Raw genomic sequence first — 13,301 nt, forward strand, 5'->3', positions numbered from 1 at the left:
TTATTGTGATCGCCATCACTTCCCGGTATTCCTGCCGCAGAGAAGAAACAAATTTTCGAGAACACCATGTCACAAACAGATGAACTGCGTACGACGCGCATCGACAGCCTGATTACGCCTCAGGCCTTGGCAGACAAATTGCCAATTTCCCCGTCGGTCGCACAACACGTGATGGAATCACGTAAACGGATTGAAAAAATTGTCAGCGGCGAAGATCAGCGCTTGCTGGTTGTTGTCGGCCCCTGCTCTATCCACGATATTGAAGCGGCGATTGATTACGCGGGCAAGCTGCGTGTATTACGTGACAAATATCAGGACCGTCTTGAAATCGTGATGCGTACGTATTTTGAGAAACCCCGTACGGTTGTCGGCTGGAAAGGCTTGATCTCGGATCCTGAGCTGGACGGTTCTTGCCGCGTGAATGACGGTATTGAGCTGGCGCGCAAAGTCCTGCTTGCCGTTAATGAGCTTGGCATTCCGACTGCTACCGAATTCCTGGATATGGTGATCGGCCAGTATATCGCTGACCTGATCAGCTGGGGCGCGATTGGCGCACGAACCACGGAAAGTCAGATCCACCGTGAAATGGCATCGGCCCTGTCATGCCCGGTTGGCTTTAAAAATGGTACAGATGGCAATACACGTATCGCCATTGATGCCATACGTTCCTCACGCACCAGCCATATGTTCCTGTCACCGGACAAAACCGGTCAGATGACGATTTACCGCACTTCAGGCAACCCTTATGGTCACGTGATCATGCGTGGCGGTAAAAAGCCAAACTATCATGCAGAAGATCTGGAGCAGGCTTGCCAGAACCTGGCTGAGTTTGATTTGCCTCAGCGTCTGGTGGTCGATTTCAGCCACGGTAACTGTCAGAAGCAGCACCGTCGTCAACTGGAGGTGGCAGAAGACATTTGCCAGCAGATCCGCAGCGGCTCAACGGCTATTGCCGGTATTATGGCTGAAAGTTTCCTGGTAGAGGGTACACAGGCGATACATCCGGGTAAGCCGTTAGTTTACGGCAAGTCAGTGACTGACCCTTGCCTTAACTGGGAAGATACTGAAACCTTGTTGTCGATGTTGGCTGAGGCCACTGACAGCCGGTTTTGATAACTTTTTCAAGGGCAACGACGTTGCCCTTTTTTATACCTGCTGTTCCCTGCCTCCCCTGAACACCTGCGATTGCCTTTACAAAATCTCTCTCTATCCCTCTTAAATTAAAGGGATATCGTGCAAAAATTACATTCCATCAACAAAATTTTCTTGATGTGTTGTTGTAATGATTTGATAATGATTATCAAATTGATATTAATTCCTATTACCATATATGAATTTACGAGATTCTATCTAAAATATCATTACAAATCATTCACATAATATCGCGAGTTTTAACCCGTCAGATAGCGGGTGACTTAGGCTAACGAGGAGACAGCAATGCATTCAGTTCACTATCAGGATTATTTACAGGCTAAAGAAGCTAACCCAAGTAAATATGCTCGCGATCTGGCGGCGATTTTGGGTATCAGCGAGGCGGAATTAACCGCATTACGCGTTTCCCATGATGCCGCACGACTGGATGTGGATGCCCGCACCTTACTGGCGGCTCTGGAAAATGTCGGCGGCACAAAATCAATTACCCGTAACGACTTTGCGGTACACGAGCAGCAAGGTCGCTATGAGAATCAGCATCTGAATGGTCATGCTGGTCTGATTCTGAATCCGCGCGCACTGGATTTACGCCTGTTCCTGCAACACTGGCAGCATATTTTCAGTATGTCCGAGACCACGCCGCGCGGCGTTCGCCACAGCATTCAGTTTTTTGATGCGCACGGCGATGCGGTGCATAAAGTCTACAACACCGATGAAACCGATATTGTGGCCTGGAACGCGCTGATTGCGCAGTATAAAAGCGATATCAATCCGCCACTGCAAATTGAAGCTGCGTCAACGGCTCCGGCAGTGAAAGCTGCTGACACCATTACAATCGATGCAGACTGGCGCGCAATGACCGACGTTCATCAGTTTTTCCAGTTACTGAAACGTCATGATATTACCCGTCAGCAGGCCTTTGAAGCGGTCGGTGATGATCTTGCATGGCGCGTGGAAAATGGTTCCCTAACCCGTTTGCTTAACATCGCTAAAGACGACCAAAACGAAATTATGATTTTTGTTGGTAACCGTGGCTGTGTGCAAATATTTACCGGTAAGATCGAAAAAGTCATGCCGCACGGTGAGTGGATCAACGTATTCAATGAACGTTTCACGCTGCATCTGGTGGAAAGCGCCATCGCACAAAGCTGGATCACCCGTAAGCCGACCAAAGACGGTTTCGTCACCAGCCTGGAATTGTTTGCTGCCGACGGGACTCAGATTGCGCAGCTTTACGGACAGCGTACCGAAGGCACACCAGAGCAGACTCAATGGCGCGAGCAGCTGGCTCAGCTCAGCAGTGAAGGCGTTGCAGCATGAATCTCACCCTGAAAGTCCTGCTCGCTGCCAGCACATTACTGGCAGCACCGCTGGTACATGCCGCTGAAAAACTGGTCAGTATCGGCGGTGATGTGACCGAAATTGTTTATGCCCTTGGGGCAGGCAATGAACTGGTAGCCCGCGACAGCACAAGTCTGCGCCCGAAAGCTGTACTGGCGCTGCCGGATGTCGGTTATATGCGCCAGCTGAATACCGAAGGCATTTTATCTATGCATCCTTCAATGGTACTAAGCAGCGAACTGGCAGAACCCTCACTGGTATTACAACAGCTTGCGCAAAATGGCGTAAAGGTCGTTCGTGTGCCGGGTACGCCTTCGATCAATACCGTTCCTGAAAAAATCGAAGTTATCGCCGGTGCCCTGAACCGTCAGGCTGAAGGCGAAAAACTGATTGCTACTTATCGTTCACAGCTTTCAACTATTCGCCACGACGAGTTGCCCGTAAAAATGCTGTTTGTGATGAGCCACGGCGGCATGTCTTCTATGGCAGCGGGGCAAAATACGGCAGCAGATGCGATGATAACTTCCGTTGGCGCCAAAAACGCTATGCAGGGATTCAGTCGTTACCGCCCGCTTTCTCAGGAAGGCGTGATTGCCCGTGCGCCGGATATTCTTCTGCTGACCGCAGACGGTGTCAAAACGCTGGGCGGGCTGGATCAGGTATGGAAATTACCGGGAGTAGCCATGACGCCTGCCGGTAAAAACAAACGCGTTTTAGTGCTGGATGATATGTCACTGCTGGGCTTTGGCCTGCAAACTCCGGCGGTAATGGCTCAACTTCGTCAGGCGGCGGAACAAGCGAAATGAGCAGCATGAGCCCTCCGGTGCCATCTCGACGCCGCTCGCCGCTTTGGGCGCTGATCGTACTCGGCGGTGCTCTGCTGGTTCTGGCAATTCTGGCAGCCAATACCGGTGCGATGGCGTTGTCCCTCAGAACGCTGCTTTCTCGTCCTTTTAATGATGGTCTCTGGCAAGTCTGGCTGACCATCCGTCTGCCACGCGTTTTACTGGCTGTCGTGGTCGGCTGTGCGCTGGCAACTTCCGGCGCCGTGATGCAGGGATTATTTCGTAACCCTCTTGCGGATCCCGGTTTGCTTGGTATCAGCAGCGGTGCGGCGCTGGCCGTCGCGCTGACTATTGTTATGCCCCTCGCCCTGCCGCCGCTTCTGGCACTTTACAGTCATATGATCAGCGCCTTTATCGGCAGTCTCGCAATTTCAGCCATTGTGTTTACCCTGAGCCGTTTCGGGCATGGCGGATTATCACGTCTGCTGTTGGCAGGGATCGCCATTAATGCGTTGTGTGGCGCTGCCGTGGGTGTCCTGACTTATGTCAGTGATGACCAGCAATTGCGCCAGTTTTCGCTGTGGAGCATGGGCAGTCTGGGTCAGGCACAATGGCCGACACTGGCCGTCGCGTCTTCGCTGATCCTGCCAGCCTGTATTGCGGCGCTGTTCATGGCGCGGCGTCTGAATATTCTGCAACTGGGTGAAGAAGATGCCCATTATCTGGGCGTGAATGTCCGTCGTACCCAGTTGCAGTTGTTGCTGCTGAGTGCGTTGCTGGTGGGCGCTGCGGTGGCAGTATCAGGTGTTATCGGCTTTATCGGGCTGGTGATCCCACACCTTTTACGTATGCGTGTTGGTGCCGACCACCGCTGGCTGCTGCCGGGTTCAGCCATGGCCGGAGCCTGTCTGTTATTGCTGGCGGATACGCTGGCCCGCACGCTGGTCGCCCCGGCAGAAATGCCGGTGGGTTTACTGACCAGTTTACTTGGCGGCCCGTATTTTCTCTGGCTGATCCTGCGCCCTGGAGTGCCACGCAATGTCTGATTTTTCCTCATCCATGATGGCAGAAAACCTGACGTATTCTGTCAGTGGTCGCCGGCTGATCGATGATGTGTCGCTCAGTCTGGCAAGTGGCGAAATGGTGGCACTGATCGGGCCAAACGGCGCAGGTAAATCAACACTGATGCGCATGTTAACCGGTTATCTTGCCCCGGATTCCGGGCAATGTTCGATGATGGGCAAGCTGCTGAACGACTGGCAGCCACAAGAACTGGCACGCACACGTGCGGTAATGCGCCAGAACAGTACGCTGGCTTTCGGATTTAGTGTTCGTGAAGTGCTGGCCCTCGGGCGTTCACCGCACGGTCAGCAAAATATGCAGCTCGCGCTGGCAGAGGTGATGGCGCAGACAGGCTGCCTGAATCTGGCTGAGCGTGACTACCGCCAGTTATCCGGCGGAGAACAACAACGCGTCCAGCTTGCACGGGTATTAATCCAACTCTGGCAACCTGAGCCCGCCCCGCGATGGCTGTTTCTCGATGAACCGACTTCTGCGCTCGATTTGTATCATCAGCAACATGCGCTGCGTCTGTTACGTCAGCTCACGCAACAGACACCGCTGGCAGTGTGTTGTGTTTTACATGACCTGAATCTAGCCGCGCTGTATGCCGACCGCATTATTTTGCTGCACAGCGGGAAAGTGGTTGCCAGCGGGACTCCGGCTCAGGTACTGAGTGAAGAAACGCTGAGTCGCTGGTATCAGGCCGATTTAAACGTCTGCCCGCATCCGGATACCGCGTTGCCTCAGGTTTTTCTGCGCCAGTAAAACGCGGTGAATAAATGAAAAAGCCACAAGGCAGTTTGCTTTGTGGCTTTTTTGTCAGCTTGAACAGGATATTTCCAGATGCTTTCCCCAGTCCGGCGGGAGCGCCGCCATTGCATCATACTGCGGCGCGTCGCTGTAGGGATCACGCAACGCCTGATGCAGCTGGGTCAGCGCACTGATGTCATCTTTTTCGGCGCGTTCAATGGCCTGCTGCGCAAGATAATTCCTCAAAATGACTCTCGGATTACGCTGTTTCATCGCATCCTGGCGCGTCGCGTCGGCAACTTCTTCGGTCAGCAGGCGCTGGCGATAAGCCTGATACCAGCTGTCGAAAGCCGCACGATCAATAAATTCATCCCGCAGCGGGGAAGTGGCCTGTTGCTGTTCGGTCTGACTTAATAACCGGAAGGTTTGGGTGAAATCCCTGCCTTCTTTCGCCATCAGACTCAGCAGACCGGTCAGCAGGTCGTTGTCCTGTTTGTTCTCGGTAAAGAAGCCCAGCTTTCCGCGCATCAGCGTACCGTAAGCCTTCATCAGCGCCGGTTCATACTCATCCAGAGCACTTTGCAGTTGTTCGGTGGTCATCAGGCCGGACAGCGTCTGCGCCAGCCGATGCAAATTCCAGTACGCAACGGCGGGCTGATTATCATAGCTGTAACGTCCCTGATGATCAGAATGATTGCAGATGTAACCCGGCTGATAGTCATCCAGAAACCCGAACGGGCCGTAATCGATGGTCAGCCCGAGAATAGACATATTGTCCGTATTCATCACGCCGTGGGCGAATCCGACACTTTGCCATTGCGCCATCAGACTGGCGGTTCGCGCAACAACTTCAGTAAACCAGCGCTGATAACGTAATGATTCTACCGGTTCACTTTCCAGCAATTCAGGCCAATGGTGAGCAATGACATAATCGGCTAATTGCTTCACCTGTTCGGGCTGCTTACGATAATAGAAGTGTTCGAAATGTCCGAAACGAATATGGCTTTCGGCCACGCGAATAAGCATCGCGCCGCGCTCCGGCTGTTCACGAAAAACAGGCTCATCGCTGGTGGCAATCGTCAAAGCGCGGGTGGTAGGGATCGATAAATGATGCAGCGCTTCTGATGCCAGAAACTCACGCACGACGGACCGTAATACTGCACGACCATCGCCCATGCGTGAATAAGGTGTCAGTCCAGCCCCTTTCAGATGCCAGTCAACGCGTTTTCCGCCGGGCAAAACCTGTTCACCGAGAAGAATTCCCCGACCGTCACCCAGCTGACCGGCCCATACACCAAACTGATGCCCGCTGTAGACCTGTGCCACGGGCAGCATGCCCGGGAAAAATTTCTCGCCGCACCAGTATTCACGGTGATCTGCGCCGAAAAGAGATTCATCCAGCCCCAGCTCCTGCGCCAGCGACTCGCTATGATAAAGCAGGCGCGCACCTTTGAGTGGCGTCGGTTGCAGCGCGGTGTAAAATCCGGGCAATTGGTCTGCATAATGGTGTTCGAATTGTGGCATAAATCCCCCTTTTCTTTAGTGTAGGTCTGCTCCGTCCCGATTAACACTGAGTAAATGCAGGGAGATTATGGGCGGTCACCATAAAAAATCCCGGTACAGCAGGTACTGACCGGGATCCTGAATATCACGACGACAGTGACGATTAATGAAATTGAGCAGGCCGGTTGAGCAAGCGGTCCAGCTCAGCGGGGTCAACGCCAGGCCACAACAAGCCTTTTACACCTTGTACATCCTTTTTACGCAGTGCATCGAAATACTCCTGACTGTCCAGTCCGTCGACCACAATATTGCGGCAAAAACGGTTAACATTGCGGATTAATGACGGCATCACGATAGTAAAATGCTCGCCGTCATAAAGTTGCCAGAAGAGGTTTTTATCCAGTTTAACCCACTGGAACAGATGGTCGAAAACCGGCGCCATCGTAATATTCCCCGAGCCAAAGTTTTCCAGCCACAAGGTAAAATGTTGCTTGAGTGCGACCAGTTGCACGTTGTTCCTTCCCTGAGAAAGCTGTGGAAAGGATTCGCTCAGGTTGAGATGAATAAAAGGATGCGCTTTAAAAGCCTCACGGATCTTTTCATCCCCAAGCAATAAAGCCACCTGTTTTTCTTCAACACTGATATTCAAGATAACCTGATTGTCGTGAAACCATTGGGCGTGTTCATTCGCCCAGGCTTGCTGTTCACTGAGAAAACGCAATAACTGCTGGGGTGATAACAGGTTCAACACCAGTTCTGTGGGCATAACCAGCTTGCTGTCTGCGCTTGAAAAACGGCAAATTAATTCTACGGCAAGCAATTTCCCTTCAGTGGTGTAGACCGGCTGACACAGATAGCTACTGTTAAAGGCCGTATCGAATTGTATTTTCATTTTTATCCAAAACATCAACGGCACTGCGAATTGATTAATAAACTTTTTGACTATCAATCAAATCATAAAAATGCCGGAGCCCCGAGGCGTAACCGAAACGTTAGAGAAATTGATATCAAGAAAGAGCCAGTCCGGTTGCCAGTTTGCGGCGACAACGGTGCTGATGACTGCAAAATAATACGTTGCAAGATGTGATTCCCCTTTCTCACCTTCTGATTGAGGGATATATCTGTCATTACAGGGGTTTCAGACTAATCTTATCGTCAGCAATGAAAACACGCAACGTGCAGTGTCAGCGCTGTCAGACATATTCAGACAAATTAACGGTCACAATTTGCGCTAACGTCTTAACGGAGGCATCTTCAAATATTTTAGTTAATGGTTATAGTGTCTTATGAGATATCGCGCAAGGCGTACTGCGGCATATAAGGCACTCACTCCGAACGTTTCATCTCCTCTAAACAAATAATAAAGCTGGGGTTATTAGAAAATGTCAGTGACGTTATGGTTAAAAGAAGCGGTTCTGGAAAGCAGTACTATCAGTTTGCACCCTTTACGTCACGACCATGCGGATGCACTGGCCGAAGCCGCTGCCGACGGCGAATTATGGGAGCTTTGGTTTACCTCCGTTCCCCGCCTGGAAACGGTTGGGAAGTATATCGATGATGCACTGAGTGAGCAGGCGGCGGGACGCGCGCTGCCATTCGTTGTCGTCCATAACGCATGGCTAAATTCTTACCGGAGACAGCGAAAGAAAGGCTATCTCCGGGACTCATCCCTACTGAATACAACGCACCAGCCAGGATTGTAGTTCGGTCAGTTCTGCCCGCATTTCCGGATATTGACCGATGATTTCCTGGCACGTGAGTCCGACATCCTGCGCATGGTAGCGCGTACCAACAAGTGCATCGGCTAAGGCCAGTAAAGGGGTTGGATTCAGGCTGTCAGTGAAAACCTGCGCGCGGCTGATGCTGCCTTTTTCTATGTCAAAGTGGATATCCACCCCACCCCAGACAAAACGTTCGTTCAGCAGATGGCTGAAAGCCGGTGCTTTGCCAAAATTCCATTCCCAGCTGCTTTGTTTAGCAAATCGTTCCGGGAAACCCGGAATATCAGGGAAAACGTCTGGTGAGATAATTTCCGGTTCCACACTCGCACCGAACCAGTTAAAGAAAGCGGCAGTCACGGCTTCGCAAATCTGCTCATGATTGATGTCTGGCACAAATTCACTGAGATTTGCCACCCTTGAACGCACTGACGTAATTCCCTTCGCCTGTAGTTTTTTGATGTCAGGATTGAGGTAGTTTGCCAGACGGCTCAGGTCGGCATTGAGCAGCAAAGTTCCGTGATGAAAACCACGGTCAGCCGTTTCACGATACGCTGATCCGGAGATTTTCCGCTCCCCTTCTGTGGTCTGAACCACCAGATCGTTGCGACCGGAAGCGCTGGCTTCGATGTTTAAGCGTTTTAACGCATTGAGGATAATGTTGGTTGAGACACTTTTGTCATATTCCGGTTTGCCGGCCATGAACGTAAAGCAGGTATTTCCCAGATCATGAAACACCGCGCCGCCGCCGCTGCTGCGACGCGCCAGCCGGATACCGTCCTCTTCCATTCTTCGGGTATTACATTCTTTCCAGGGATTTTGCGCCTGCCCGATCACCACGGTTTCTGCATTACGCCAGAGGAATAAAACCCGCTGAGTCGTCATTTCGCGGAAGATGCAATCTTCTACGGCCAGGTTAAACCAGGGATCATAAGAATCGGAAAGTAATAGTCTGAGTGGTTTCATCGCATATTCATCCTGAATGAGTCTGCTCTGATAATACCAGCAAAAAACAGGATGAAATACGCAGTGAAATCGGGGGGAATGGGTTTTATGCCGTATCAGATACGACGAGCCTGCCAGTACACTTTGCGCCAGTAGACGTTATCGAGCGAAGAACGCGTGACGCCCTGACTGGTCGAGGCGTGAATAAACTGATCGGCAGTATCGTAAATTCCGACGTGCAAACCGTTCTCTCCGCTGCCGGTTTTAAAGAACACCAGATCGCCAGGAAGCAGTTCATCACGGGAAACTTTCGTGCCGATTTTCGTCTGATCGACCGTTGTTCTTGGTAATACCACACCAAAACGATCGCGATAAGTGCGGAAGACAAAACCGGAACAATCGACGCCGCTGGGTTGTAAGCCGCCATAGCGATAAGGCGCACCGTGCCATTGACTGAGCTGATCATTAAGCTCGGCAACAACGGTAATTGAATCAGCAAACCGGCCGCTTGGCGGTGGAGCGTGGCTGCTGCAACCGTTAAGAATTAACGCGGCAACAGCCAGCAGGGAATACATGGATACGGACGACCAGCGCATAGTGCATTCCTTCCTCAATAGCGTCACGGCATCACCGGAACACGAAGGTTTGCGCGGGCCGGATAAGTCGCCGTTATCTAAGAACTAATAGAATTTAGCGCTATTTTATCCGTCATCCAATCTTTTATGATGATTTTTATCGTTTCAGAATAAATTTATTCGGGCTTTTTGACAGGTTTACTGTGAATCAACCACACACCAGACAGGATAAGTAACCCGCCCATCGTTTTGGTTAAGCTGATGCTTTCATTGAACCAGGGCAAGGTTACCGCCGCGATATATACCAGCGCATAGCTCAGACTCAGTAAGGTATAAGCGCGGTTGAGCGGCAGATGCCGTAAGGCAAAAAACCAGCAGCCCATAGATAATACGTATCCGCACAAACCCAATAACACGGCAATCAGCGCATATAAATGGCTAAGAATAAACGAGGTATCGATGGCAGACAGAGCAATCCACGGGAGCTGCACCATCCCCCATTTCATCAGAAGTTGCGCGGTTGTCACCAGCAGCACACTGGCTGCGCCCCACAGATAGCCTTTCATAAGCTGACACTCATCAGTGCAATCCCAGACATGATTAACGCGACGCCGCACCAGTGGCGTCCGTCGACGTATTCATGGAAAAACCAGCGGGCACATAAGGTGATCAGCACGAAATTCAGACTGAGCATCGGATACGCCAGACTCAGTGGCAACAACTGTAATACCCGCAGCCACAGCAACATGGCGATACCTAACAGCAGCACCGCCAGTCCCAGCCAGCGCAGTACGCGCGCCATTCCGTCAGCGGACACCTGTGCGGCCTGCTTCTGACAAAGCTGACCGGCACAGGTAATCACACTGACCGCCAGAACCAGAAGGAATCCGGTCATGGCAGTTTTTTGTAGAACAGTATCGCCTGACGATCAAACTTCACAGTTTGGTCAGCCACAGGCATGGTTGATTTTATTTGCGCATTGCGGTCAAGCCTGAGTATCACCGAGACATTACCTTCCTGACGGGCTTTCTGCAGCCATGCCGGGAAGCCTGCTGCATCAATAAAGTTATCTTTGGCATCAGGATAACTTAATCCGTATTGCAGCTCGCCTTTTTCATCAAACATCAGAATATCACTGCGCTTCAGTGACCATGCCACGGCGGTGGCCACTCCGACGTTATCTGCCAGAATAAAACGACTGTCCTGCAACAGGTCGAAGTGCTGCTCTAAAAAGACCTGAGGTTGTTTGGAATCGATAATTTTCTGCGGAATGGCTTGTCCGACTAAAAGCGCCAGCACCAGCGGGCAGACAGCGCCCCAGTACCAGCGTTTTTTCACGTCGGTCAGAGACATCGCCCCTGCCAGCGCCCATACGGCAAAACAAAGAATACCGATCAGAGCGCGCGGTAATTCCGTACGGGTAAAGACGGCCTTAACGTGGAACGGCAGAATGCCGGATATCACCAGTACAGCGACCGCCATCAGAACACCAAAGATGATGTTGATGACGCCATTCGCTTTCAGCGCGCGCAATTTACCTGACTGGCGGATTTGTTCGAGATGATCAGCCATCAGCAACGCAATCGGCGCAAAGCACGGCAGAATATAGGTCGGCAGTTTACCTTTGGCGATGGTGAAGAAGATCAGCGGCATAATCGCCCAGCTCAGCAGGAAGAACAGCTCCGGGCGCATAACCCGTTTCTTCCAGCCTTCACGCAATGCGCCCGGCAGCAAACCGAGCCATGGCAGAGCGCCCAGACACAGCACGGGCAGATAGAACCAGAACGGCGCTTTATGTTGTGCATCCGATTCAGCGAACCGCTGAATATGTTCGACCCAGAAGAAGTAATTCCAGAAATCAGGTTCATGTCGCGCAATTGCCAGCACCCACGGCAAACTCAGTACCACCGCGCTCAGAACCGCAAGCGGCCCCCAGCCAAACAGGGTTCTGAAGCGTTTTTCCCGCCAGACAATCGGCAGAACCGCAATCACCGGCAGCGCCAGCGCCAGAAAACCTTTGGTCATAAAGCCCATACCGCAGGCCAGTCCCAGAGCTATCCAGCTCATGGCTTTCTGCGGTGTCCGCGAAACCCGCAGGCAGAACCAGGTCGCCACCATAGCGGCGGTCATCCAAAGGGTGATCATCGGGTCCAGAACGCTGTAAGTGCCGATACTGAACACCAGAGAAGTGGAAAGGTAGATAAGCACAGCGATGTAAGCGGTCTGGCGATTACGCCACATCAGATTTGCCAGCCAGAACACCAGAATGGCGCTCAGCATAGTGCTGAAGACGGAACCAAAACGCACCGCAAAGTTGCTTTCACCAAAAATCATCTGGCTGATATTGTTGAACCAGTAACCTGCCACCGGTTTTTCAAAATAACGCAATCCGAGAAGATGAGGCACAACCCAGTCGCCACGCTGAAGCATTTCGCGGCTGATTTCGGCATAACGGGTTTCATCGGGTTGCCATAACAGGCGGGTATTAAGAGGAACAAGGTAAACGAGCGCAAAGAACACCAGGATCAAGGTGCTCCATACGCTTTTAATTGTTTTCGACATCAGGAAAAACCTTCTTGCTGACAGCCTAACCAGCCTTCCCGGCCTGGGAAACTGGCGCGAACCACTTTGCCTTTTGGCAACGTACTGAGATCTTGCGGCAGCAAATCGCCCAGCGCGCAAAACTTGATCCCCTGCGCAGCAGCGCGAGTCAGTAACTCGTCAAATTGCGTTGCCAGCGACATCCCTTCAACTTCCGCGTGGATGGTATAAACCGGCACACCGGTATCTTTGGCGATAGCATCAAGAATAAAATCGTTGAAGTTATCCGCCGTAATTTCACCGCCCGCCACTTCATCGTAAGTCGGCAGCGTCACCGGAATTTGCACGGTTCCCAGGGTTCCATTTTCCAGCACCGGCAGGAAAGGACGGGTTCCGCGGCAATCGCTGTTGTAATAGAAATGAAAACGCTCTTTCACTTCTATGACGCGCTCATCTGCACGCCATCCCGCCACCGCCGAACATTCGACATCATGTCCCAGGCTCTTTTCCAGCGCATCCAGCCCCAGCCGGATTTGTTCTTCCAGCTGTTTATCTGACCATTTACCGACTTTTGCCTGCCAGCCCTGATGATCCCAGGCGTGCAATCCGACTTCGTGACCACGTTTCGCGGTTTCTTTCATCAGATAACCGAGATCACGCGCGATAGGTTTACCCGGCCAGGCGGTACCCGCCAGCAAGATATCCCAGCCGTAAAGAGAAGCAGCATTAGAGCGCAGCATTTTCCACAGAAAGCGCGGTTTAAGCAGGCGCCACAAGTGGCGCCCCATGTTATCCGGGCCAACGCTGAAGAAGAAACTGGCGGTAATTTTATGTTTTGCAAGAGTTTGCAGAAGCTGAGGGACACCCTCTCGGGTGCCGCTCCAGGTATCCACATCAATGCGCAGACCCACTTTCTTCATGTCTGGCAC

14 protein-coding genes are annotated in these 13,301 nt (G+C 51.9%); 6 read left to right on the forward strand and 8 right to left on the reverse strand.

Annotated elements, in window-relative coordinates; genetic code table 11:
- Nucleotides 1-66 precede the first annotated feature (66 nt).
- The 5 genes from D5398_RS00945 (at nt 67) to D5398_RS00965 (ending at nt 5,105) form a co-directional block, all read left to right on the forward strand.
- Nucleotides 67-1,113 (forward strand): 3-deoxy-7-phosphoheptulonate synthase, encoded by a 1,047-nt coding sequence (locus tag D5398_RS00945; protein WP_120505957.1) that lies wholly within the window; start codon nt 67-69, stop codon nt 1,111-1,113.
- Between the two features lie 324 nt (nt 1,114-1,437).
- Entirely contained in the window at nt 1,438-2,472 is a 1,035-nt protein-coding gene (locus tag D5398_RS00950) for a hemin-degrading factor (protein ID WP_120505958.1), read from the forward strand.
- Nucleotides 2,469-3,299 (forward strand): heme/hemin ABC transporter substrate-binding protein, encoded by an 831-nt coding sequence (locus tag D5398_RS00955; RefSeq protein WP_120505959.1) that lies wholly within the window; start codon nt 2,469-2,471, stop codon nt 3,297-3,299. Before D5398_RS00950 ends, D5398_RS00955 begins: the two co-directional genes overlap by 4 nt.
- Nucleotides 3,296-4,324, forward strand: coding sequence for a FecCD family ABC transporter permease (locus D5398_RS00960; RefSeq protein ID WP_120505960.1), 1,029 nt, complete (start codon nt 3,296-3,298; stop codon nt 4,322-4,324). The genes D5398_RS00955 and D5398_RS00960 overlap by 4 nt, the downstream gene beginning before the upstream one ends.
- Entirely contained in the window at nt 4,317-5,105 is a 789-nt protein-coding gene (locus tag D5398_RS00965; RefSeq protein ID WP_120505961.1) for a heme ABC transporter ATP-binding protein, read from the forward strand. The genes D5398_RS00960 and D5398_RS00965 overlap by 8 nt, the downstream gene beginning before the upstream one ends.
- A 54-nt stretch (nt 5,106-5,159) precedes the next feature.
- On the opposite strand, the gene D5398_RS00970 is transcribed toward D5398_RS00965, so the two are convergent.
- Together D5398_RS00970 and D5398_RS00975 are read right to left on the reverse strand one after the other, a co-directional pair.
- Nucleotides 5,160-6,614: a protein adenylyltransferase SelO gene (locus tag D5398_RS00970; RefSeq protein WP_120505962.1), complete on the reverse strand. Its 1,455-nt coding sequence runs from the start codon at nt 6,612-6,614 to the stop codon at nt 5,160-5,162.
- A 142-nt stretch (nt 6,615-6,756) separates the two neighbouring features.
- A complete protein-coding gene (locus D5398_RS00975) occupies nt 6,757-7,485 on the reverse strand; it encodes an EAL domain-containing protein (RefSeq protein WP_120505963.1) in 729 nt (242 codons plus the stop codon).
- A gap of 490 nt (nt 7,486-7,975) precedes the next feature.
- On the opposite strand from D5398_RS00975, the gene D5398_RS00980 reads away from it, so the two are divergent.
- Nucleotides 7,976-8,296: a hypothetical protein gene (locus tag D5398_RS00980; RefSeq protein WP_120505964.1), complete on the forward strand. Its 321-nt coding sequence runs from the start codon at nt 7,976-7,978 to the stop codon at nt 8,294-8,296.
- Here D5398_RS00980 and lplA read toward each other — a convergent pair.
- From lplA to arnD, 6 genes are all read right to left on the reverse strand, one after another.
- Entirely contained in the window at nt 8,264-9,277 is a 1,014-nt protein-coding gene (lplA, locus tag D5398_RS00985) for a lipoate--protein ligase (protein WP_120505965.1), read from the reverse strand. The genes D5398_RS00980 and lplA overlap by 33 nt on opposite strands.
- A 95-nt stretch (nt 9,278-9,372) precedes the next feature.
- Nucleotides 9,373-9,852 (reverse strand): NlpC/P60 family protein, encoded by a 480-nt coding sequence (locus D5398_RS00990; protein WP_120505966.1) that lies wholly within the window; start codon nt 9,850-9,852, stop codon nt 9,373-9,375.
- 155 nt (nt 9,853-10,007) lie between these two features.
- A complete protein-coding gene (gene arnF / locus D5398_RS00995) occupies nt 10,008-10,397 on the reverse strand; it encodes a 4-amino-4-deoxy-L-arabinose-phosphoundecaprenol flippase subunit ArnF (protein ID WP_120505967.1) in 390 nt (129 codons plus the stop codon).
- Nucleotides 10,394-10,726 carry a 4-amino-4-deoxy-L-arabinose-phosphoundecaprenol flippase subunit ArnE gene (arnE, locus tag D5398_RS01000; protein ID WP_120505968.1) on the reverse strand — a complete coding sequence of 111 codons (333 nt, stop codon included), beginning with the start codon at nt 10,724-10,726 and terminating at the stop codon, nt 10,394-10,396. The genes arnF and arnE overlap by 4 nt, the downstream gene beginning before the upstream one ends.
- The gene (gene arnT / locus D5398_RS01005) at nt 10,723-12,393 is read right to left on the reverse strand and encodes a lipid IV(A) 4-amino-4-deoxy-L-arabinosyltransferase (protein WP_120505969.1); all 1,671 of its coding nucleotides are present in this window, start codon (nt 12,391-12,393) and stop codon (nt 10,723-10,725) included. The genes arnE and arnT overlap by 4 nt, the downstream gene beginning before the upstream one ends.
- Nucleotides 12,393-13,292 carry a 4-deoxy-4-formamido-L-arabinose-phosphoundecaprenol deformylase gene (gene arnD, locus D5398_RS01010; protein WP_120505970.1) on the reverse strand — a complete coding sequence of 300 codons (900 nt, stop codon included), beginning with the start codon at nt 13,290-13,292 and terminating at the stop codon, nt 12,393-12,395. The genes arnT and arnD overlap by 1 nt, the downstream gene beginning before the upstream one ends.
- Between the last annotated feature and the right edge of the window lie 9 nt (nt 13,293-13,301).

The organism is Rahnella bruchi (assembly GCF_003614975.1).
GTDB classification, from domain to species: Bacteria; Pseudomonadota; Gammaproteobacteria; order Enterobacterales; family Enterobacteriaceae; genus Rahnella; species Rahnella bruchi.